The organism is Aeromonas sp. ASNIH4 (assembly GCF_002934425.1).
GTDB classification, from domain to species: Bacteria; Pseudomonadota; Gammaproteobacteria; order Enterobacterales; family Aeromonadaceae; genus Aeromonas; species Aeromonas hydrophila.
This window is the reverse complement of sequence record NZ_CP026217.1, coordinates 1,921,867-1,943,538: the sequence shown is the minus strand read 5'-3', so window position 1 is coordinate 1,943,538 and position 21,672 is coordinate 1,921,867. Positions and strand designations below refer to the sequence as shown.

The 21,672-nt window shown below is 65.1% G+C and carries 15 protein-coding genes, 1 other RNA gene and 1 pseudogene; 8 read left to right on the top strand and 9 right to left on the bottom strand.

Going from position 1 to position 21,672, the window contains the following annotated elements; translation table 11 throughout:
- Window positions 1–458: 458 nt before the first annotated feature.
- From ffs to C2U40_RS08860, 9 genes are all read right to left on the bottom strand, one after another.
- An RNA gene (gene ffs / locus C2U40_RS08900) (signal recognition particle sRNA small type) lies at window positions 459–555 on the bottom strand.
- Between the two features lie 102 nt (window positions 556–657).
- Window positions 658–1,446, bottom strand: coding sequence for a sulfite exporter TauE/SafE family protein (locus C2U40_RS08895; RefSeq protein ID WP_103827531.1), 789 nt, complete (start codon window positions 1,444–1,446; stop codon window positions 658–660).
- A gap of 90 nt (window positions 1,447–1,536) precedes the next feature.
- On the bottom strand, window positions 1,537–2,973 hold the full coding sequence (gene arcD, locus C2U40_RS08890) for an arginine-ornithine antiporter (RefSeq protein ID WP_103827532.1): 1,437 nt from the start codon (window positions 2,971–2,973) through the stop codon (window positions 1,537–1,539).
- Window positions 2,974–3,362: 389 nt separating this feature from the next.
- Entirely contained in the window at window positions 3,363–4,124 is a 762-nt protein-coding gene (locus tag C2U40_RS08885; RefSeq protein ID WP_104467483.1) for an SDR family oxidoreductase, read from the bottom strand.
- A 71-nt stretch (window positions 4,125–4,195) separates the two neighbouring features.
- Window positions 4,196–5,116, bottom strand: a complete 921-nt coding sequence (gene mmsB, locus C2U40_RS08880; RefSeq protein WP_103828406.1) for a 3-hydroxyisobutyrate dehydrogenase — start codon at window positions 5,114–5,116, stop codon at window positions 4,196–4,198.
- 25 nt (window positions 5,117–5,141) lie between these two features.
- Complete coding sequence (locus tag C2U40_RS08875; protein WP_103828424.1) at window positions 5,142–6,245, bottom strand: enoyl-CoA hydratase/isomerase family protein; 1,104 nt, start codon at window positions 6,243–6,245, stop codon at window positions 5,142–5,144.
- Between the two features lie 59 nt (window positions 6,246–6,304).
- Window positions 6,305–7,117: an enoyl-CoA hydratase gene (locus C2U40_RS08870; protein ID WP_011705948.1), complete on the bottom strand. Its 813-nt coding sequence runs from the start codon at window positions 7,115–7,117 to the stop codon at window positions 6,305–6,307.
- A 135-nt stretch (window positions 7,118–7,252) separates the two neighbouring features.
- Window positions 7,253–8,410 carry an acyl-CoA dehydrogenase family protein gene (locus C2U40_RS08865; RefSeq protein WP_181014877.1) on the bottom strand — a complete coding sequence of 386 codons (1,158 nt, stop codon included), beginning with the start codon at window positions 8,408–8,410 and terminating at the stop codon, window positions 7,253–7,255.
- Between the two features lie 65 nt (window positions 8,411–8,475).
- Window positions 8,476–9,987, bottom strand: a complete 1,512-nt coding sequence (locus C2U40_RS08860; protein ID WP_029302904.1) for a CoA-acylating methylmalonate-semialdehyde dehydrogenase — start codon at window positions 9,985–9,987, stop codon at window positions 8,476–8,478.
- A 245-nt stretch (window positions 9,988–10,232) separates the two neighbouring features.
- Between C2U40_RS08860 and C2U40_RS08855 the strand changes: the two genes are divergently transcribed.
- From C2U40_RS08855 to C2U40_RS08820, 8 genes and pseudogenes are all read left to right on the top strand, one after another.
- On the top strand, window positions 10,233–11,381 hold the full coding sequence (locus C2U40_RS08855) for an isovaleryl-CoA dehydrogenase (protein WP_103828408.1): 1,149 nt from the start codon (window positions 10,233–10,235) through the stop codon (window positions 11,379–11,381).
- Window positions 11,378–12,979: a carboxyl transferase domain-containing protein gene (locus tag C2U40_RS08850; protein WP_103828409.1), complete on the top strand. Its 1,602-nt coding sequence runs from the start codon at window positions 11,378–11,380 to the stop codon at window positions 12,977–12,979. The genes C2U40_RS08855 and C2U40_RS08850 overlap by 4 nt, the downstream gene beginning before the upstream one ends.
- A gap of 9 nt (window positions 12,980–12,988) precedes the next feature.
- Complete coding sequence (locus C2U40_RS08845; RefSeq protein ID WP_103828410.1) at window positions 12,989–13,828, top strand: enoyl-CoA hydratase-related protein; 840 nt, start codon at window positions 12,989–12,991, stop codon at window positions 13,826–13,828.
- 109 nt (window positions 13,829–13,937) lie between these two features.
- Complete coding sequence (locus C2U40_RS08840) at window positions 13,938–15,902, top strand: acetyl/propionyl/methylcrotonyl-CoA carboxylase subunit alpha (RefSeq protein WP_103828411.1); 1,965 nt, start codon at window positions 13,938–13,940, stop codon at window positions 15,900–15,902.
- On the top strand, window positions 15,899–16,855 hold the full coding sequence (locus tag C2U40_RS08835; protein WP_103828412.1) for a hydroxymethylglutaryl-CoA lyase: 957 nt from the start codon (window positions 15,899–15,901) through the stop codon (window positions 16,853–16,855). The genes C2U40_RS08840 and C2U40_RS08835 overlap by 4 nt, the downstream gene beginning before the upstream one ends.
- An 11-nt stretch (window positions 16,856–16,866) precedes the next feature.
- A complete protein-coding gene (locus C2U40_RS08830; RefSeq protein ID WP_103828413.1) occupies window positions 16,867–17,289 on the top strand; it encodes a MerR family transcriptional regulator in 423 nt (140 codons plus the stop codon).
- 37 nt (window positions 17,290–17,326) lie between these two features.
- Window positions 17,327–18,086, top strand: a pseudogene (locus tag C2U40_RS08825) (substrate-binding periplasmic protein).
- A 48-nt stretch (window positions 18,087–18,134) separates the two neighbouring features.
- Window positions 18,135–21,035: a DUF748 domain-containing protein gene (locus tag C2U40_RS08820; protein WP_103828414.1), complete on the top strand. Its 2,901-nt coding sequence runs from the start codon at window positions 18,135–18,137 to the stop codon at window positions 21,033–21,035.
- The last annotated feature ends 637 nt before the right edge of the window (window positions 21,036–21,672 follow it).

Here is a 21,672-nt window from a genome sequence, read left to right as displayed (position 1 = left end):
GAGTTCTTTGGATGACCAAGACAGCCCGCTCTATCAGGTAACGCTCACTGAGTTCTGAAGGCACAGGGGATGAAATGGCAGAAGGAGCCGCAGAGACTGCCTTAGGGGCAGGATTGACCGCGGAGAGTGTCTGTTGCGGTAGTTGCTGAAACTCCGGCAGGGAATGTGACTGAGGTTCTGGCTGGACAGTCTCAGGTTTAACCCGGGAACGCACACAGGCAAGCATCTGAGCCACTTGTTCACGAGCGACCAGCTTGTCCCGAGTTCGGAGAGATTTCTTGATGTCTTTGCGGCGACCACAGGGAAGCACAGTCACCTTGCGGTAGTACCTGATACATTGCGGAGAGAGCCAGAGATTCACTTTGCAGACTCCTGATTCATCCACACGAAGTGGATTACCAAGCGGTCTTAAGGGGCTGACTAGCTGTAACTTATTGAATTGCATAAACAAGTGGTGGCCCTACCAGCCACATCCCGGCACTCGAGTCCCCCGCCTTGGCTGCTACCTTCCGGTCCTGACCAGGTCGACGGGTTATCAATGCGAGAGGACCAATAGGACCACCGGCGAGGAGAATAGGCAAACTGGCCTCTCAATGCAACGGCTTTCTGCCCTCGCTCATGCTGTTCGCCTTATTTTTCAACAATCTGGCCAAGGGTTCAGCTAAACAGCATGAATTTGGCGCCCACCAGCAGCATCAGCAGGGCGAATGCCTGCTTGAGCCGCTGGGGAGAGAGCCGGTGCGCCAGCTTGGCCCCCACCCGGGCAAACTGGGTACTGGTGAGCACGATGCCGAGCAGCGCCGGCAGGTAGATGAACCCCAGGCTCCACTCTGGCAGGTCTGGATTGTTCCAGCCGGCGTAGAGGTAGCTGAGGCTGCCCGCCAGGGCGATGGGCATGCTGCAGGCGGCGGAGGCTGCCACGGCGTTGCGCATCGGCACGCTGTTCCAGCTCAGATAAGGCACGGTCAGCGAGCTGCCACCGATGCCGAACAAGGCCGACATCCAGCCGATGACGGTGCCGGCGATGCCGGTGCCGAGCGCCCCCGGCAGATGACGCTCCGCCTTGGGCTTGAGGTTGAGCCCCATCTGCAACGCCATGGTCCAGGCGAAGCAGCCGATGATGATGTTGAGGGTGCTGGCGCTGAGCAGGTTGGCGGTCATGCCGCCGAGCCAGGCCCCGACCAGCATGCCGGCGCCGAGCCGGCGGATCATCACCCAGTCGACCGCACCGGCCTCCTGGTGGGCACGCAGCGAGCTGAAGCCGGTGAAGATCATGGTGGGCAGCGAGGTACCTAGTGCCAGATGGGTAATGATGTCGGGCGCAACGCCCTGGGCGTGAAAGCTCAGCACCAGCACGGGCACTATGATGAGACCGCCGCCGATGCCGAACAATCCCGCCAGCATGCCGGCGAACGCCCCCAGCAGCAGATAACCCATAAACAGCATAAAAATTCCTTCCGAGGCGGTGCAGCGAGCAAAGAGTGCGCTGCACATAAAAAAAGAGATGGCCCTTGGGCCATCTCTTTATTGTGCCGGTTAACTCAAGGGAATGGTACCGTCCATCACCTTGTAGAAGGCCAGCACCGCGCAACCGAGCAGGGCCGCCGTCATCCCCTGCTCCAGCCGGTTGAGGCCGCGCAGCCCGTGGTGCTGGCGCGCCTTCCAGTAGATGAAGATGCCGGGGCTGTAGAGCAGCGCCACCAGCAGCAGGTACTCGACCCCGGCGGCATAGACCAGCCAGCAGCCGTAGCCGGTGGCCACCAGCGCCAGGAGCAGGTCGCGCTTGCGCTGATGGGGCTGGCCTGCGTAGGTCTCCCCTTTCAGCGCCAGCTTCAGCCCGTAGGCACCGGAGAAGACGTAGGGCACCAGCGCCGCCGAGGTGGCGATGTTGACCAGCGCCAGATAGGTGCTGCTCTGGAAGTAGATGATGATGAGGAAGGTCTGCACCAGGCAGGTGGAGCACCAGAGCGACACCTGCGGCGAGCCGTTCTTGTTCTCCTTGGCAAACCAGCCGGGGAAGACACCGGTCTTGCCCGCGATGTAGGGCACTTCCGCCGCCAGCACGGTCCAGCTCAGCAGGGCCCCCATCACCGAGATCACCAGGCCGATGTTGATGAGCCAGGCGCCCCAGGGGCCGACCACGGCTTCCAGGATCATGGCGGTGGAGGGATTCTTGAGGGCCGCCAGTTGCGGCTGGTTCATGACCCCCAGCGAGAACAGGGTCACCATCACGTAGAGCGCCAGGGCACCCAGCAGCGCCAGCACGGTGGCACGGCCTACATCCTTGCGATGACGGGCACGGGCGGAGACTACCACGGCCCCCTCGATGCCGATGAAGACCCAGAGCGTCACCTTCATGGTGGACTTGACCTGATCCATCACCGAACCCAGTTCAGGGGTGCCCTGACCCCAGATATCCAGGGTGAAGGTCTCCATGTTGAAGGCGAGCAGGATGGCCACGCAGAACACGATGAGCGGCACCATCTTGGCGATGGTGGTGACGATGTTCACCAGCGCCGCCACCTGAATGCCGCGCAGCACCAGGGCGTGCACCGACCAGATGAGCAGGGAGGCGAGCGTGATTGCCACCGGCGTGTTGCCGTCACCGAAGATGACCTTGTCAGGCGTGTCGAAGAAGTAGCTCAGCGCACTGAACACCACGATGGCGTAGGAGACGTTGGCCAGCAACTGACAGAGCCAGTAGCCCCAGGCGGCGTTGAAGCCGATGAAATCGCCGAAACCGGCCTTGGCATAGCTGAAGATGCCGCCATCGAGATCCGGGCGACGCATGGAGAGGTTCTGATACACCAGTGCGAGGCAGATCATGCCGATACCGGTGATGGCCCATCCCAGCGCGACGGCCCCGGCACTGGCATGAGCGGCAATGTTTTGCGGCAGACTGAAGACTCCGGCACCGACCATGGAGCCGATCACCAGCGAGATGAGGGCACCAAGCCCCAGTTTCTTGTCCATCTCAATCCTGTTTAATTAGGCGGCGGCAGAGCGTCCGTATTCATACTGCGCGCAATATGGGAGGGGCTAGAAATCCGTACCCCGTGAAAAAGGCGGCAACTATATTGCATGACTATTCCGACCGCAATCCCTCGTACCGTCAATCATGCACCGTCTTGACCGCGCGCAATTTTACAGCACTGACCCCGGGGGCCTGTGAGCTGGTTCAAATTAAGAAAGACCCGTTGATATTTCACATTTTTCCATGACCTGAGCCCCGTTTTTACGGATCAGACCTGCATGAGAATGCAGCTTGCGGCCGAGGTCGACAAACCCGGTTGCTGACAAACGTTTCAATAAAAATGCCCCTGCGCCGAGGGCCAGGGGCATCTGCAAAAGAGCGCCGATATTCAGAGGCGCAAGCCGCCGTCCAGCTCGATCATCCGCCCCGACAGATAGTCATTGGCGAGAATAAAATGCACCGTCTGGGCCAGCTGCGCCGCCTGCCCGAGGGTGCCCACCGGGATGGCCTGCTGCATGCGGGCCATCGCCTCCGGCTTCATCGCCGCCGTCATGTCGGTGGCAAACACCCCGGGAGCAATACCCATCACCCGGATGCCGTGGCGAGCCAGCTCCTTCCCCCAGGTGACCACCAGCGAGGCCACCCCCGCCTTGCTGGCGGCATAGTTGCTCTGGCCGATGTTGCCGGCGCGGGCGATGGAGGAGATGTTGATGATGACGCCCCCCTCCCCGCCGGTGGCCATCAGCGCCGCCCCCTCGCGCCCGCACAGGAAGGTGCCGGTGAGGTTGACGTCGATGACGCTCTGCCACTGGGCCAGGCTCATCTTCTCCGTCAGCGCCCCCTCCTTCACCTTGATCAGCATGCCGTCGCGCAGAATGCCGGCACAGTTGATGAGGCCGTGCAGGGCACCAAACTGCCCCTTGATGGCGGCGAAGGTCGCCTCGACCTCCGGCTCGCTCGCCACGTTGCAGACGAACAGGGCGCACTGGCCGTCACGGCTGCGCACTTCCGCCTCGGTCACCTCCAGATCGGTGCGGTTGACGTCGATGAGCGCAAGTTGCGCCCCCTGCTCCGCCAGACTCAGGGCGATGGCGCGGCCCAGCCCCCTGCCCGCCCCCGTGATGGCGATGACTTTCTGTGTGATATCCATAAATGCTCCTGGTGAGATGGCCGGTGACTGTCGAGTCAAAGACTATCGGGTAAAAAGGTAGATAGCGGCCCTTAACCCGGCTCTGTCTTGTCCAGATAGAGTTCGACGATGCTGGAAAAATCCCGAGCCCCCTGCCCCTTGGTGGCGTGCAGGTTGAAGAGGTTGCGGGCCAGGGCCCCCATGGGCACGGCGCTGTGGGCATGCTCGGCCAGGGCCATGGCGAGCCCTAGGTCTTTGACCATCAACCGGGTCATGAAGCCCCCCTGATAGTTGCGCGACGCCGGTACGTTTTCCATCACCCCGGGCCAGGGGTTGTAGCGCTCGAGACTCCAGTTGTTGCCCGAACTCTTGCCCATGATGGTGGAGAGCACCCCCGGATCCAGCCCCTCCTTGACCCCGAGCGCCAGCGCCTCGGCAGTGCCCGCCATGTGGATGGCGAGCAGCATGTTGTTGCACATCTTGGCGATCTGGCCGGCGCCGAGCGCCCCGGCGTGAAACAGGTTCTGCCCCATGCAGGCCAGCACGGGTTTGGCCGCCTCAAAATCCACTTGTTCGCCACCGACGATGAAGGTGAGCGTGCCCGCTGCCGCGCCGGCCACGCCCCCCGAGACGGGGGCATCGAGAAAACGGATGCCGCGCGCCTTCGCCGCCGCCCCCACCTGACGGGCCGAGGCCACGTCGATGGTGGAGCAGTCGATGACCAGGGCGCCGAGCGGCAGGGCTGCCAGCAGATCCTGCCCGCCCCGTTCACCGGCGCTCTCGCCCAGCCAGAGGCTGCGCACATGCTCACCCGCCGGCAGCATGCTGATCACCAGCTCGCAGCCGCTCACCGCCTCGCGGGCATCGCCGGCGGCGATGCAGCCGGCCTCGATGGCGCGGGTCAGGCTTTCGGCCACCAGATCAAACACCTGCACCGTGTGCCCCGCCCTGGCCAAGTTGGCGGCCATGGGGCCCCCCATGTTGCCAAGCCCGATAAATCCAATCCTTGTCATGGTCTGTTCCTTGTGTGATCGCCCGTCAGCAGGGGCGCAGAGGGTTGTTCCCCTCGGGCCAACGATAGAAGCCATCCAGCCAGGCCTCACCCGCCTGTGGGGCCTGCCAGCGGGGTGATTTGTCCTTGTCGATGAGCAGGGCCCGCACCCCTTCCACGAAATCCCCTTTGAGCACGCAGTTGACCGAGAGGGCCAGCTCGTCGGCAAACACCTCGGCCAACGACTGGCGCCGTGCCTGCCAGAACTGGCGCCAGAGGATGGCACGGCTGATGGGGCTGCCGCTCTGGCAAGTCTCCCTCGCCTGGGCCAGCGCCGGTTCGGCCAGCTCGGCCCCCGCGAGGCGTGCCAACACCCCTTGCAGGGAGCGGCCGGCCAACAGCGCATCGATGCGTTCCTGGTGGGGCAAGAGCACGGGAGCCGGCAGCGTCCGGCCAAGGGATCGCTGCAAGCCGGCGAGCAGCCCCTCGATCTGCTCGCCAGTATCGGCAGAGTCAGACCAGTCGAGGGCGGCGAGGCGCGCCGGCAGCTCCATCCGTTCACGGCTCGCCATGGCGTGATCCGCCATACCCAGGCCGATGGCATCCGCCCCGTTGAAGCGGGCCCCGGTGAGGCCGAGCCAGAGCCCGAGCCGCCCCGGCATGCGGCTCAAAAACCAGCTGGCCCCCACATCCGGATAGAGGCCGATGGTCACCTCCGGCATTGCAAACAGGCTCTTTTCGGTCACCACCCGGAACCCGGCCCCGGCAAAGAGACCGATGCCGCCGCCCATGCAGATGCCGTCAGCCACGCAGATGAGTGGCTTGCTGTAGCGATGGATGTGATGATCGAGCCGGTACTCCTGCAGGAAGAAGTCGCGGGCATATCCAAACAGTGCCGACTCGCTCCCCTCCTGTTTGCGGTAGTAGAAGGAGCGGATGTCGCCACCGGCGCAAAACGCCTTCTCGCCTGCCCCCTGCAGCAGCACGCAGACGATGGCCGGATCCTGCTCCCAGCGGGTCAGCGCCGCCTGCAACAACTGGATCATCTCAAGGCTCAGGGCGTTGAGGGAGGCGGGGCTGTCCAGGGTCAGCATGCCGATGTGGCGGCCATCCGCCGTGGGGTGGGTCTCGATGCGCACAGGCTCACTCATGGCGAGCCCCCGCAGACAGGGTATCAGCCCCTGCGACATGGCGGGCCGCCATCATTACCTCATTCATCCTTCACTCCCTCACTCTTCACCGGCTTGGATTGGTCGTAGTGCCAGCGCGGGGCTCGCTTCTCGAGGAAGGCGGCCACCCCTTCACGCTGGTTGGCATCGTCAAACAGGGTGAGAAACAGGCTGCGCTCGAGCGGCAGTGCCGCGTCCCGATGGCTGCTGCGCCCCTGGTTGATGAGCTGCTTGCAGGCGCGCAGGGCGCTCGGGCTCTGACGCTCCACCAGCTGGGCCATCTGGTGCGCCGCCTCCCAGGCGTGGCCCTCCTTCACCACCTCCTCCACCAGCCCCATCTCGTAGGCCAGGGTGGCGCTCACCTTCTCGCCGCAGAGGATCATCCGCTTGGCCCAGCCCGGCCCCACCAGTTCGGTCAGGCGCTGGGTGCCGCCGGCGCAGGGCAGCAAGCCCACCGAGGCCTCCGGCAGGCCCAGCTTGGCCTGCTGCTCGGCGATGCGGATGTCGCAGGCCAGCGCCACCTCGAGGCCGCCCCCCATGGCATAGCCATTGATGGCGGCGATGCTGACCCCGTGAAAGCGGGCCAGCGCCTCGAAGGCGCGGCCAAAGGCCTCGGCCACTTCGCGGGCGTGCTCCAGGTTGCCGTCGGCAAACATGTTGAGATCGGCGCCGGCACAGAAGAATTTGTCCCCGGCCCCGCGGATCACCAGCGCCACCACGTCGGGGCGGCTGTCGAGCTCCACCATCATCTGCAAGAAGGCCTGCAGGCTGGCGAGGGTCCAGGTGTTGGCGGGAGGATGGTCGAGGGTGATGTAGGCCACGTGACCGTGATATTCGAGCCTGATCCTTGTCATTGCGTTGTCCTTGTCAAAAAACCTGCCCCATGATGACAGGGTTGAATGGAGCCGACCTGCGGCTGGCTCACAAAGCCTGACGACGCGTCACGCCAGCCGCGTCGTCAGGGCGGGCTGGGCACGGCGGCCCTCCCGCTACTCCAGCGCCAATCCGGGCTCGGCCAACAGGCGGCGGGCGATGATGAGCCGCATCACTTCATTCGTCCCTTCCAGAATGCGGTGGACCCGGGTATCGCGCAGGTAGCGCTCGAGCGGGTACTCGCGGATATAACCATAGCCGCCAAAGAGTTGCAGGGCGTCGTCACAGATGCGGTGACCCACATCGGTGGCAAAACGCTTGGCCATGGCGCACCAGGCGCTCTTGTCCGGCGCCCCGGCATCGAGTCTCGCGGCCGCCTGACGCACCAGCAGCCGGGCGGCGGCGAGTTCGGTGGCCATGTCGGCCAGGCGGAACTGCACGCTCTGGAATTCGCTGATCGGGTGGCCAAATTGCTGGCGCTGCTGCACATGGGCCAGCGCATCGTCGAGGGCCTGCTGGGCAGTGCCGACCGAGCAGGTGGCGATATTGATGCGTCCACCATCGAGCGCCTGCATGGCGAACTTGAACCCTTCCCCCTCCTGCCCCAGCCGGTAACGGGCAGGAATGCACACGGCGCTGAAGTTCACCTCCCGGGTCGGCTGGCTGTTCCAGCCCATCTTCTCCTCCGCCTTGCCGTAACTCACGCCGGGCGTCTGGGCCGGTACCATGAAGGCGGAGATCCCCTTCGCCCCCACGCCCCCGGTGCGGGCCATCACCACCAGCACGTCGGTGCTGCCAGCGCCCGAGATGAACACCTTGCTGCCGTCGATGACGTAATCCTCGCCATCGCGCACGGCGCGGGTCTTGAGGGCCGCGGCATCGGATCCGGCGCCCGGCTCGGTGAGGCAGTAGGAGCCCAGCAGCTCGCCGCTGGCGAGCCTTGGCACCCACTCCTCGGCCACCTCGGGAGGCAGCCAGCTGCCCAGCATCCAGCTCACCATGTTGTGGATGGTCAGATAGGCGGTGGTGGAGGTGCAGCCCATGGCGAGGCGCTCGAAGATGAGGCTGGCATCGAGCCTCGGCAGGCCGAGGCCGCCGTACTGCTCCGGGGTGTAGAGGCCACAAAAGCCAAGCGCCGCCGCCTGCTTGATGGTAGGGATGGGGAACTCATGCTCCTTGTCCCAGCGCGCGGCGTGAGGCTTGAGCGCCTCCTCGGCGAAGGCGCTGGCGGCCTCCATATAGGCCTGCTGATCCGGGGTCAACGTAAAATCCATCTTGTTCGCTTCCTTGTACTTGTTCGATCCGTTTCTGTCAGTGGGTGCGCCCGGGCAACCTGCCATCAGCGCAGCTGAATGGTCATGTTGGGGCCGCTGGGAATGTCTTCGTCGAACCAGCGTTCGGTGACCGTCTTGGTCTCAGTGTAAAAACGCACCGCCTGCTTGCCGTAGGCGTGCAGATCCCCGTAGAAGGAGCCGCGCCAGCCGGTGAAGGAGAAAAACGGCAGCGGCACCGGGATGGGCACGTTGATCCCCACCTGGCCCACCGCCACCTCGTGGCGAAACTTGCGGGCAGCAGCGCCACAGCCGGTGAAGATGGAGGTGCCGTTGCCGTAGGGGTTGTCGTTGATGAGGGCGAGCGCCTCATCGAGGCTCGCCACCTCGAGACAGGCCAGCACGGGCCCGAAGATCTCCTCCTGGTAGATGCGCATCTCGGGGGTCACGCCGCGAAACAGGGTCGGCCCCACCCAGTTGCCCACCGGGTAGCCGGGCACGTCGCAAAAACGACCGTCCAGCAGGCACTCGGCGCCCTCAGCGATCCCCGCCTCGATGAGCCCCTCCACCCTGACTTTCGCCTCCGGGCTGATGAGGGGGCCATAAGCCGCTTCAGGATCGTGCCAGACGCCGGGCTTCACCTTGGCGAACTCGGCGGCGAGCTCGGGGATCCACTCCCGGGCACTGCCCACGAACACCGCCACACTGATGGCCATGCAGCGCTGACCGGCGGCGCCGACCCCGGCTCCCACCAGGTTGCTCAGCACCTGCGCCTTGTTGGCATCCGGCATGATCACCATGTGGTTCTTGGCACCGACAAAACACTGGGCCCGCTTGAGCTGCGACGTGGCGCTGCGATAGACGTGGCCGCCAACCCGGGCCGAGCCGACGAAACTGACCGCCTTGATGTCGGGATGGGCCAGCAGTGCATCCACCTGCTCGGCGCCGCCGTGCACCACCGACAAAATGCCCTTGGGGGCCCCCGCCTCGGCAAACAGCTCGGCCAGCCGCATGGGGGTGAGCGGATCCTGCTCGGAGGGCTTGAGCACGAAGCCGTTGCCGCAGGCCACCGCCAGCGGGAACATCCAGAGCGGGATCATGGCCGGAAAGTTGAAAGGAGTGATGCCAAGGCAGACCCCGAGCGGCTGCACCCAGGAGTGACCGTCGACCCGCCGTGCCACGTTGCCCATGGTCTCCCCCAGGGTTTGGCTGGCGATGGCGCAAGCCTGCTCCACCACCTCGATGCCGCGCCACACATCCCCTTTGGCATCCGCCAGATTCTTGCCGGTCTCCTGGGCCAGCAGGGCCGCCAGCTCGTCGTGATGCGTCTTCAAGAGATGCTGGTAGTTGAACATCACCCGGGCTCGCTCGGAGGCCGGCACCTCCCGCCACAGCAGATAGGCGTCGTGGGCGGTGCGCACCGCCAGCTCAATTTCCGCCGAGGTGGCCTTCGGCACCCGCGCCAGCAGGCTCTGATCCGCCGGATCGGTCACCTCGATCCACTGCTCGCTCGCGGAAGGATACGCCTCCCCGCCGATGTGCAGCGGCACGTCGCCGAACCGGGTCTGATGGTTGTTCATGGGCACTCTCTCCTTGCTGGCACATCATGGGCCGCTTGCGAACGGACCATGGGCACTCCTGTGACGGGGGCCATCACGACCGGGCAATCGCCCTTGCCGTCATGGCGCAACAAATTTACCTTAGACTAACAATCAATTTACGTTTACGCTAACGTAAACTTAAATCACAAATGGACTGACCAGTTTGGCCCCCTGTTTCAGCTCGGCCGCCAGGCTGTCACCCCCTTCATATGAGGAGAGCAAGGATGCATGCAGTGATGGACGAGACCCTGTGCGCCCTGACCGAGCAGGTCGAGGCCTTCTGCCAGAAAGTGATCGCGCCGCGCGCCAGCGAGATTGATCAAAGCAACGCCTTCCCCCGCGATCTCTGGCCCCGTATGGGGGAGCAGGGTCTGCACGGCATCACGGTGGCGGAGGAGTATGACGGGGTGAACCTCGGCTATCTGGCCCACGTGCTGGTGATGGAGCAGGTGAGCCGCGCCAGCGCCTCGGTCGGTCTCTCCTACGGCGCCCACTCCAACCTCTGCATCAACCAGATCCACCGCCACGGCACGGCGGAGCAAAAAGCGCGCTACCTGCCCCCGCTGGTGAGCGGGGAGCATGTGGGGGCGCTCGCCATGAGCGAGCCGGGCGCCGGCTCCGACGTGGTGAGCATGCGCCTGACTGCCGTGCGTGAGGGGGATCACTTCGTGCTGAACGGCAACAAGATGTGGATCACCAACGGGCCCGATGCAGACACCTTCGTCATCTATGCCAAGACCGATGCCGCTGCCGGTCCCAAAGGGATTTCCGCCTTTATCGTCGAGGCGGGGGCTCCCGGTTTCTCCACCGCCCAGAAACTCGACAAGCTCGGCATGCGCGGCTCCAGTACCTGCGAGCTGGTATTCGATAACTGCCGGGTGCCGCAGGAGAACCTGCTGGGTCCCCTGCACGGCGGCGTCAAGGTATTGATGAGCGGGCTGGATTACGAGCGGGTGGTGCTGGCGGCGGGCCCCCTTGGCATCATGCAGGCCTGCATGGACGTGGTGCTGCCCTATGTGCGCGAGCGCAAGCAGTTCGGCCAAGCCATCGGCGAGTTCCAGCTGGTGCAAGGCAAGCTTGCCGATATGTATACCCGCCTCGCCAGCAGCCGGGCGCTGGTCTACTCGGTGGCGAGCGCCTGCGATCAGGGCCGCACCAGCCGCAAGGATTGCGCCGCCGCCATCCTGTTTGCCGCCGAGAACGCCACCCAAATGGCGCTCGATGCCATCCAGCTGCTCGGCGGTAACGGCTACATCAACGAATACCCCACCGGTCGCCTGCTGCGGGATGCCAAGCTCTACGAGATAGGCGCCGGCACCTCGGAGATCCGCCGCTGGCTCATCGGCCGCGAGCTGATGGGGGATAATGCATGAGCAGAATCCACTCCCGCCTCGACACCGCTAGTCCGGAATATGCGGCCAATCGGGCCGCCATGCAGGCCCTGGTCGACGATCTCAATGCCCGCCTGGAGGAGATAGCCTTGGGCGGCGGCGCTGCCAACAACGCCCGCCATCAGGCTCGCGGCAAGCTGCTGCCCCGCGAGCGCATCAACCAGCTGCTGGACCCGGGCTCCCCCTTTCTCGAGCTCTCGGCGCTGGCCGGCTGGCAGGTCTATGACGAGCCGGTGCCCGCCGCCGGCATCATCACCGGCATCGGCCGGGTCTCTGGGCGCCTGTGCATGCTGGTGGTGAATGACGCCACCGTGAAGGGCGGCACCTACTACCCGCTCACGGTGAAAAAGCACCTGCGCGCCCAGGCCATCGCCGAGCGGCTGCGCCTTCCCTGCCTCTATCTGGTGGATTCCGGCGGTGCCTTCCTGCCGATGCAGGACGAGGTGTTCCCCGACCGGGATCATTTTGGCCGCATCTTCTACAACCAGGCCCGCATGTCGGCCCAGAACATCCCCCAGCTGGCGGTGGTGATGGGGCTCTGCACTGCCGGTGGCGCCTACGTGCCCGCCATGGCGGATGAGTCGATCATGGTCAGGGAGCAGGCCACCATCTTTCTGGCGGGGCCGCCGCTGGTCAAGGCCGCCACCGGCGAGGAGATCAGCGCCGAGGCGCTGGGCGGGGCCGAAGTGCACTGCGCCCACTCAGGGGTGGCAGATCACATGGCCCGCGACGATGGCCACGCCCTGGCCATCGCCCGCACCCTGGTGACCCACCTGAGGAGCGAACCGGTAGAGACCAGCCCCGGCTATGAGCCCCCCTGCTACCCCATCGAGGATCTCTACGGTCTGGTGGGCACCAGCCTCAAGCGCCCCTATGACGCACGGGAGCTGATCGCCCGGCTGGTAGATGGCTCGGACTTTGACGAATTCAAGGCGCTGTTCGGCACTACACTGGTGACCGGTTTTGCCCGGATCTGCGGCATGCCGGTGGGGCTCCTCGCCAACAATGGCGTGCTGCACAGCGACAGCGCCCAGAAGGGGGCCCACTTCATCCAGCTTTGCAACCGGCGCGCCATCCCGCTGATCTTTTTGCAAAACATCACCGGCTTTATGGTGGGAAGCCAAGCTGAGCGCGAAGGGATCGCCAAGCACGGCGCCAAACTGGTCACTGCCGTGGCTTGCAGCCGGGTGCCCAAGATCACCCTGATCGTCGGCGGCAGCTTCGGTGCCGGCAACTACGGCATGTGCGGGCGCGCCTACGACCCCGATTTTCTGTTCAGCTGGCCCAACAGCCGCATCTCCGTCATGGGCGGCGAGCAGGCAGCCGGGGTGCTGGTGCAGGTGCGCCGGGACAAGCTGGCGGCCGAGGGCAAACCCTTGAGCGAGCAGGAGGCGACCGCCATCCGTGCCCCGGTGATCGAGCAGTATGAGCGTCAGGGTCACCCCTACTACGCCAGCGCTCGCCTGTGGGATGATGGCGTCATCGACCCGGCCCAGAGTCGCACCGTGCTGGCGCTGGCGCTGGCGGCCTGTCAGGGGGCCGAGACCGGCCCGGAACAGTACGGCATCTTCCGGATGTAAGGAGTTCACATGTCCGATCCACTCAGTCACGCTCTCCAGCCCGGTTTTCGGCTGGAGCGACACGGCCCGCTGGCCGAGCTGGTGCTCGACCGCCCGGCCCGCCACAACGCCTTTGACGCCGACCTCATGCTGGGGCTGCTCGACTGCCTCGACGAGCTGGCCCACACCCACGGCCAGGCCCTCGCCAATCGCCCCCACGCATTGCTGCTGCGGGCCGAAGGCAAGCATTTTTGCGCCGGCGCCGACCTCAACTGGATGCGCAACCTGGCTCACGCCGATTTCGAGCACAACCGGGAAGACGCCCGGGTGCTGGCCCGGCTGATGCAAACCCTGGACGAGCTCCCCTTCCCCACGGTGGCGCTGGTACAGGGCGCCGCCTACGGCGGAGCGCTCGGCCTCATCTGCGCCTGCGATCTGGTGCTGGCCGCCGATGACGCCCGCTTCTGCCTCTCCGAGGTGAGCCTCGGGCTGGTGCCCGCGGTGATCAGCCCCTACGTGGTGCGCGCCATGGGGATGCGCCAGGCCCGCGCCCTGATGCTCTGCGCCGAACCGTTCGATGCGGTGACCGCCTGCCGGCTCAACGTGGCGCACCGGCGCTGCCCGCCGGATCAGCTGCTGGCCGAAGGGCGCGCGCAGGCCCTGCGCCTGTGCCGCAACGGGCCGGAAGCGATGAAAGAGACCAAGCGGCTGCTGGCCGCCCTCGAGAGCCACGGCGCCAGCCTGCACGAAGAGAAAACCGTCGAGACCATCGCCCGGGTACGGGTCGGTCTCGAAGCCCAGGAGGGGATGCAAGCCTTCTTCGATAAACGCCCCCCCGCCTGGCGCCCCCGTTTCAAGGACGAAGCATGACTCAATACCACCCCATCAAGCCCCTGCTGATCGCCAACTGTGGTCAAGATAACGGGAGTGTGGATCAACACGCTCCGCACTTGTGCGCCTTGAACGACAGGGAGCCAGCATGACCAACCACACTCCAATTAAGCGCCTGCTGATCGCCAACCGCGGCGAAATCGCCGTGCGCATCATCAAGACCGCGAGGCGCCTCGGCATTCACACCATCGCCCTCTACTCGGACGCCGACGCCCGCGCCATGCATGTGCGGGAAGCCGACGAAGCCTGGCATCTGGGGCCCGCACCGGCCAGAGAAAGCTATCTGGACACCGGCAAGGTGCTGCGCATCGCCCAGCAGGCGAACGCCGACGCCATCCACCCGGGCTACGGTTTTCTCTCAGAGAACAGCGACTTTGCCACCGCCTGCGAGCAGCGTGGTGTGCGCTTCATCGGGCCAAGCGGCGCCGCCATCCTTGCCATGGGTGACAAGTCGGGCGCCAAGGCGCTGATGCAGGCAGCCGGCGTGCCGGTGCTGCCCGGTTATCACGGCGCAGATCAGCACCCCGACTTTTTGCGCGATCAGGCGAGCCTGGTGGGCTTTCCGCTCCTTATCAAGGCGGCCAGTGGCGGCGGTGGCAAGGGAATGCGCCGGGTCGATCAGCTGGCCGGCTTTGACGACGCCCTGGCGGCGGTCAAGCGGGAGGCCAGCGCCGCCTTCGGTGACGACCACGTGCTGCTGGAGCGCTATCTCGCCCGCGCCCGCCACGTGGAGGTGCAGGTGTTTGCCGATACCCTTGGCAACGCCATCTATCTGGGGGACCGGGACTGCTCGTTGCAGCGCCGCCATCAGAAGGTGATCGAGGAGGCCCCCGCCCCCGACATTGCACCGGCGCTGCGCCGTACCATGGGCGAAGCAGCCGTCGCCGCGGCCCGGGCCATCACATATCGGGGAGTCGGCACCATCGAGTTTCTGCTCTGCGGGGAGGAGTTCTTCTTCATGGAGATGAACACCCGGCTGCAGGTGGAGCACCCGGTCACCGAGGCCGTCACCGGCCAGGATCTGGTGGCCTGGCAGCTGGCGGTGGCCGAAGGCAAGCCGCTGCCGCTCACCCAGGAGGAAGTGGTGCTGCGCGGCCACGCGGTGGAGGCGCGCCTCTACGCCGAGGACGTGGCGGCCGGTTTTCTGCCCGCCATCGGCCCCATCCAATGGCTCCACTGGCCGGCTGGCGTGCGCATCGACACCGGCGTCGGCGCCGGCGATGCGGTGAGCCCCTATTACGACCCCATGATCGCCAAGCTGATCGCCCACGCACCGAGCCGCAGCGAGGCCTTTGCCAGCCTGGCCGACGCGCTGGCGGCGCTGGAACTCGGCCCCTTGGTGCACAACGGCCCGCTGTTGCTGCGCCTGTGCGAAGAGCCAGAAGTATTGGCCATGGGCCACCACACCCAGTGGCCCATTCCCACCGACACTCTGCCCGTTCCGGCGCTCGCCTGGCCGCTCGCCGCCCTCTGGCTCGCCAGTCGCGAGCACGGCGCCTCCCCCTGGCAGCAGGCCGCAGGCTTTCGGCTGGGCCCCACCCGCAGCTTTAGCGCAGCGGTGCGCATCGGCGAGGAGGCCCGCGTGCTGACCCTCGTCGAACGGGCAGGCAGCCTGCTCTGGCAGGGCGAGCAGATCCCGTTCGAGCTCGGGACGGATCAGATCCGCCTGCAGCAGGCCGGCAGCTGGCAGCGCTACCCGCTGCACCCCCTCGGCGAGGGCGACTATCTGCTGCACCTGGCGGGCAGGCGCATCCGCTTCTCGGCCGATGATCAGCATCATCAGCTGCACCATGATCACCAGGCAGGCGACGCCCCCGGCATCCTGGCCCCCATGCACGGCATCGTCGTGGCATTGCAGGTCGAGGCCGGCCAGCCGGTCAGCAAGGGGCAGCCCCTGCTGGTGCTGGAGGCGATGAAGATGGAGCACGTCCTCAAGGCCGACCGGGATGGAGTGATCGAAGCGCTGCAGTGCCGCCAGGGCGAACAGGTGAGTCAAGGCGCACTGCTGGTGCGCTTTGCCGAGCAGCATACCGCGCAGGAGGAGCGCTCATGAGCCGAGCACAGGAGAGCCGGGACGACAAGGTCAGCCTGGTGGAGATGGGGCCGCGGGACGGCCTGCAAAATGAGGCCGCCACCCTCTCGCAGGTGCAGCGGCTGGAGCTCATCGCCCGCCTAGCCGAGAGCGGGCTGCAGCGCATCGAGGTGGGCGCCTTCGTGTCGCCCAAAAAGGTGCCGCAGATGGCGGATTCCGCCGCACTGTTCAACGCCCTGCCGCGCAGGGGGCCGACCCGCTATGGCGCCCTGGTGCCCAATTTGCAGGGTCTGCAGGCCGCCATTGCCGCCCGCGCCGACGAGATAGGCCTCTTCACCGCCTGCTCCGACGGCTTTACCCGGGCCAACATCGGCATCAGCGTGGAGGAGTCGCTGGTGCGCTTCGCCCCGCTGGTGCAGGAGGCGCGCAGCCTCGGCATCAAGGTGCGCGGCTACCTCTCCACCGTCATTGCCTGCCCGTTCGATGGCCCCACCCGGCCCAAGCGGGTTGCCGCCATGGCCGAGCGACTGCTGGATCTGGGCTGCCACGAGATATCCCTCGGCGACACCATCGGCGTCGGCACCCCGGGCACGGTCGCCCCCATGCTGGATGCGGTGCTACACGAGATCCCGGCCGGCCGGCTCGCGGTCCATTTTCACGACACCTATGGCCAGGGGCTGGCCAACCTGCTGCCAGCGCTGGAGCGCGGCATCCGCACCATAGACAGCTCGGTGGCCGGGCTCGGCGGCTGCCCCTATGCCCCCGGCGCCTCCGGCAACGTCGCCTCGGAGGAGGTGGTCTACCTGCTGCACGGCCTTGGCATGAGCACCGGCGTCGATCTCGACCAGCTGGCTGCCACCGGCCAGTGGGTCAGCGAGCAGCTCGGCCGCCCCAACGGCTCGCGGGTCGGCCGGGCCCTGCACGCCAATGCCGAGCGGCTGCGCACCCGGCTGTGCCAGCCATCCCCGCAATAAGGAGCCCTGCCATGTCCAATACCCTCGCCCACGGGCTCGCCGGCAAGGAGGTGACCTACAGCATCTCCGAGCTGGCCCACGAGTTCGATGTCACGCCGCGCACCATCCGCTACTACGAGGACGAGGGGCTCATCACCCCGACCCGGGAGGGGCAGACCCGCATCTACAGCCACAAGGACAAGATCCGGCTGAAATTGACCCTGCGCGGCAAACGGCTCGGCTTCAGCCTGGCGGAGATCCGCGAGTTGTTCGACATGTATGACACCGACCGCTCCAGCAAGACCCAGCTCAACTCCATGATCCAGCTCATCGAGGCCAAGCGTCACTCCCTGCGCCAGCAGCTGGAGGATATCCAGATGGTGATGGCCGAGCTGGAGGCGGCTGAGCAGCGCTGCGTTAATTCCCTTAACAGCTTGAAAACCAGCGCAGATTAACCGAATCTGGGATCATCTCTGCCTGCTGGGAGACCCCATGAAACGCTGGTGCTGGTTGTTGCTGCTGCTCTGCTGTACGGCATGGAGCCACCCGCTGATCCGGGTCGGTGGCTACCCCTATGCCCCCTTCGTCGTCAAGGACGACGGCAGCCACTATCGCGGGCTGACCCTGGATCTTATCGCCCTGCTCAACGACATCCAGCAAGATGTGCACTTCGTGTTCGTGCCTACCTCTGCCCCCCACCGCTACAAGGCGCTGGCCCTCGGCCGCTTCTCGCTGATGCTGTTCGAAGATATCCGCTGGGACTGGAATGCCGATCAGGTGCGCATCACCCGTCCGCTGCTGCTGGGCGGCGAGCGCTATGTCGCCCTCAAGGCGCCAGGGCGGGATCAATCCTTCTTTGACAACCTGGCGCAACGCCAGCTGATCGGGGTCAGCGGCTATCACTACGGCATCGCCGATTTCGACGCCACTGCGAGCACCCTGAAGCAGCGCTTCAATATCACCCTGGTCAAGGACAACATCAGCGCCCTGCGGGCTGTTCAAGGGGCGCGGCGAGGTGGCCATCCTCAACCTCTCCTACCTCAACCAGTTCGACAAGGAGTACCCCGAGCAGGCCGACCAGCTGCTGCGATCCAACCGGTGGGATCAGCAGTATGAGCTGCGAGCCCTGCTCAGTCCGGACGCCGGGATCTCGGTACAGCAGCTGGAGCAGTGGCTAGCGCAGCTGAAAGAGAGCGGGAAATTGGCAAGTCTTTGGACAAAGTACGGCGTACAGCATCAAGTGGCACCATGATCATGACCTGAAAGTTTGTTACCCTATGCGCATCAATTGGAGACCCTCATGCCCAAGCCTCTGCGTGCCCGTCTGCTGCGCTACGCCCTCTACCTCTGCGCCGCCCTGCTGATCTCCCTGCTTATTCTGTTATGGCAAGCCCCCACGCTGACCCAGCGCCACCTGCCAAGCTGGCTGGCCAAACACTACGGCCTGCACCTGAACCTGGGGGAGATCGACGTCGGCCTGCGCCACCCCTCCCTCGCCATTGGCCCCACCACTCTGTTCGATGACCAGCAGCAGCCCCTCGTCGCCTTCGAGCGCCTGCAGCTCACCCCCTTGATTGGGGAAAGCTGGCGCCAGCGCGCCCTGATCCTCGACGAGGCGCGCCTCGTCAAGCCAACCGTCAACCTGGTGCGGCTGGCGGATCAAGGCAAAACCGTTCGCTTCAATCTGACCGAAGCGCTGGCCAGCCTGCTCGCGCCAAGTGACGCCGCGACCACCGACAGCGGTGCCCCCTTGCTGGTGCAGATCAACCAACTGGCGGCAGAGCAGGGTCACATCGCCTATCAAGACAGCCGCAAGCAGAGCAGCCCCGGCTGGGTGCCCACCCTGACCCTGAGCGGACTCGACCTGCAACTGCCGACCTTCTCCACCGCCCCTGGCCGCGCCAACCCCTTCACGCTCGCCACCACAATCAATCAGCAGAGCCCGCTCAAGGCGAGCGGCGAGTTCGACATCATGAGCGGCGCCGGCAAGGGTAAGATCAGCCTCGGCAAGCTGGTGCTTGCCCCCTTCGCCCCGCTCTGGACCCCTTATCTTGACGTCAAGCTGGCCAAGGGCGAGGCCAACGCCGAGCTTTCCTACCAGATAGCCGAGGGCAAGCAGGGGCTGAGCTGGCAACTGTCCAAGGGTAAGTTGACCCTCAATGACTGGCAGCTCCAGCGCCGCAAGGGCGGCGAATTTGCCCGCTTCAAGCAGCTGGCGCTGACCGGCATCGCGCTCGACGGCAACAAGCAGGCGCTGCTGATCGACCGGCTGGCGCTCAAGGCGCCGGCCGTCAGCGCGGTGCTCGATGCCAACCAGCGGCTGGATCTGGCCACCCTGCTGATCCCCCAGCCGCCGGTCAACACCAGTAAAGCCGCCAAACCGGCGGCGCCGGGCCAACCCTGGCACTGGAACCTCAAGCAGACCCGCATCGAGCAGGGCCAGCTCAAGCTGACCGAATCGAGCAGCGGCAAACCACTGCTGCGCGAGCTCTCCGCCCTGACGCTGGCGCTGGGTCCGCTGGGCAGCCAGAGCGGACAGAGCAGCCCGCTCACCTTGAGCGGGGCGCTCAACAACCAGGCGAAACTGGACTTTGACGGCGACCTCGCCCTCACCCCCTTCAGCCTCAACGGCGAGATCAAGCAACAGGGCCTGCCGCTCAGCTGGGCCCAGCCCTATCTGCAGGATCTGCTGCGCATCAGCGTGCGCGACGGCCAGCTTGCCAGTCGCACCAAGCTGGCGCTGGCCACCGATGCCAAGGGGGGATTGAGCAAGCTGGAATTGAGCGGCGGGCTCGATATCGAACGGCTCAACGTGCTGGATCGGGCCGACAACCAGCGCCTGCTGCAAATTGAGCAGCTGCAGCTGAGCGGTCTGCACTACGACGGTATCAGCCAGCAGGTGAAGATCGACGACATCCTGCTGCGCAAACCCTTCGCCCGCATCGAGATCAACGAAGACAGGGTCACCAACGTGCAGCAACTGCTGCTGCCGCAACCCGCCACGGCCAAGCCCGCCAGCAGCGGGCCGGCCCCTCGCGTCAGCATTGCCCAGGTCCGCACCGAGCAGGGCAACCTGCGCTTTGCCGATCGCAGCCTGAGCCCGGAATTCGTGGTGGACATCGCCTCCCTCAGCGGCCAGAGCCGCCACATCAGCAACATCCCCGGCCAGCGCTCCGAGCTGGCCTTCAACGGCAAGGTGGACCGCTACGCCCCGGTGACCATCCGCGGCGGCACCAACCTGCTGATCGAGCAGCCAGTGCTGGACGTAGCCGTCACCTTCAACAATCTGGAGCTCACCACCTTCACCCCCTACTCCAGCACCTACGCCGGCTATGCCATCGACAAGGGCCAGCTCTCCATGAAGCTCAACTACCAGTTGCAGGGCAACCGGCTGGAGGGGGACAACGACATCACCATCAAGAAGCTGCAGCTGGGGGAAAAGGTCAAAAGCGAGCAGGCCAAGGATCTGCCGCTGGGACTGGCGGTCGCCCTGCTGAGCGATGCCAACGGCGTCATCCAGATGAACCTGAAGGTGAAGGGCAACCTGGATCAGCCGGACTTCAGCCTCGGCAACATCTTCTGGGACGTGCTCGGCAACACCCTGCGCAAGGCGGTCACCTCCCCCTTCTCGCTGCTCGCCTCCCTGGCGGGCGGCAGCGAGGATCTCGATGAGCTGCCCTTCCTGCCCGGTGAGCCGGATCTCACCCCCACCCAGCAGGAGAAGCTGGCCAAACTGGCGCAGGCCCTCAAGGACAGGCCCAAGCTCAGCATGAACATTCGCGGCAAGGTCAACTTCAACGAGGAGCGCCCCATCCTGCAACGCCAGAAGCTGGAGCGAGCGCTGGCCAAGATCACCGGCGGCCCGGTGGACCTCGAGCTGCTGGAGCAGGACCCCACCATGCAATCGGCGCTGGCACAAGCTTATGAGGCCCGTTTCAACGAAGATCTCGGGGATCTGGCCGATCGGCTGAAACTCGATGAAGAGAGCCCGGCCCTGCGCGCCCAAGCGGTTCTCCTGCTGCGGGATCAGCAGCTCATCACCGCCAAGTCCCTGCGCAATCTGGCCATGCGCCGCGCCCAGAACACCAAGGAGTTTCTGGTGGACCGTCAGGGGATCGCACCGGAGCGGCTGTTCGTGCTGGACAGCCAGGTCAAGGAGGCCGACAAGGAGGCCAAGGTGGTGCTGACCCTGGACGATTGAGTCGCTGACATCTGCAGGATGAGGGGGATGCCATCTCCTCATCCTGCACGTGGCACGCTCGCCTTCTTCTCGCGCCTGCCGCTACATGCATAGTCTCGCCGCAACGTTGCTTTTCCCCCTTCTTCGACCGGCCACTGGCTCTTCGGCCATTCAGCCACCGCACGGCCACGCCTGCGTGATGACACAGCCACTTATCGGCCCAGAATTCTCTCACTCATCCCCTTTTGCCTTTGGTCGTTTCACACCTCAACTCCCTGAGCGAACAAGTCCGGCGCAAAGACCTCTGCCTAACCTTGCCAGTGCTGCGAGCAGACAGCTTGGCCGTTTGCCTTAATCAAGCAATGAACACTTCTTGTCTGATGGCATATGAGAGTGTTTTTTAGCCTCAAATGTGTTCTGGCTTGGCGATGGAAATACTGTCGACGGCACTGCTCAGCCCATCGGCCAGATTTGTATGAAACTTTCAGAATCGTGCTACTCAATACAATTTTTCAACCTTGCCCGCACCATTCATTCACCTGTCATCTACCTGGATCGCACGAATGGTCAGTCAGGTAAAAATTCCCGTTATTTTTTTACCGTTTCGGTCATTCCCCCCCTTGCCCAGCGCCCAGAGCCTGCCTAAAATCGCGCGTCT

Excerpts from the sequence above, each read along its gene's own strand:
- C2U40_RS08870 (WP_011705948.1), bottom strand. The coding sequence starts at position 7,117 with ATGACAAGGATCAGGCTCGAATATCACGGTCACGTGGCCTACATCACC.
- arcD (WP_103827532.1), bottom strand. The coding sequence starts at position 2,973 with ATGGACAAGAAACTGGGGCTTGGTGCCCTCATCTCGCTGGTGATCGGC.
- C2U40_RS08865 (WP_181014877.1), bottom strand. The coding sequence starts at position 8,410 with ATGGATTTTACGTTGACCCCGGATCAGCAGGCCTATATGGAGGCCGCC.
- C2U40_RS08855 (WP_103828408.1), top strand. The coding sequence starts at position 10,233 with ATGCATGCAGTGATGGACGAGACCCTGTGCGCCCTGACCGAGCAGGTC.
- C2U40_RS08840 (WP_103828411.1), top strand. The coding sequence starts at position 13,938 with ATGACCAACCACACTCCAATTAAGCGCCTGCTGATCGCCAACCGCGGC.
- C2U40_RS08885 (WP_104467483.1), bottom strand. The coding sequence starts at position 4,124 with ATGGATATCACACAGAAAGTCATCGCCATCACGGGGGCGGGCAGGGGG.
- C2U40_RS08845 (WP_103828410.1), top strand. The coding sequence starts at position 12,989 with ATGTCCGATCCACTCAGTCACGCTCTCCAGCCCGGTTTTCGGCTGGAG.
- C2U40_RS08895 (WP_103827531.1), bottom strand. The coding sequence starts at position 1,446 with ATGCTGTTTATGGGTTATCTGCTGCTGGGGGCGTTCGCCGGCATGCTG.
- C2U40_RS08835 (WP_103828412.1), top strand. The coding sequence starts at position 15,899 with ATGAGCCGAGCACAGGAGAGCCGGGACGACAAGGTCAGCCTGGTGGAG.
- C2U40_RS08820 (WP_103828414.1), top strand. The coding sequence starts at position 18,135 with ATGCCCAAGCCTCTGCGTGCCCGTCTGCTGCGCTACGCCCTCTACCTC.
- C2U40_RS08830 (WP_103828413.1), top strand. The coding sequence starts at position 16,867 with ATGTCCAATACCCTCGCCCACGGGCTCGCCGGCAAGGAGGTGACCTAC.
- C2U40_RS08860 (WP_029302904.1), bottom strand. The coding sequence starts at position 9,987 with ATGAACAACCATCAGACCCGGTTCGGCGACGTGCCGCTGCACATCGGC.
- C2U40_RS08875 (WP_103828424.1), bottom strand. The coding sequence starts at position 6,245 with ATGAGTGAGCCTGTGCGCATCGAGACCCACCCCACGGCGGATGGCCGC.
- mmsB (WP_103828406.1), bottom strand. The coding sequence starts at position 5,116 with ATGACAAGGATTGGATTTATCGGGCTTGGCAACATGGGGGGCCCCATG.
- C2U40_RS08850 (WP_103828409.1), top strand. The coding sequence starts at position 11,378 with ATGAGCAGAATCCACTCCCGCCTCGACACCGCTAGTCCGGAATATGCG.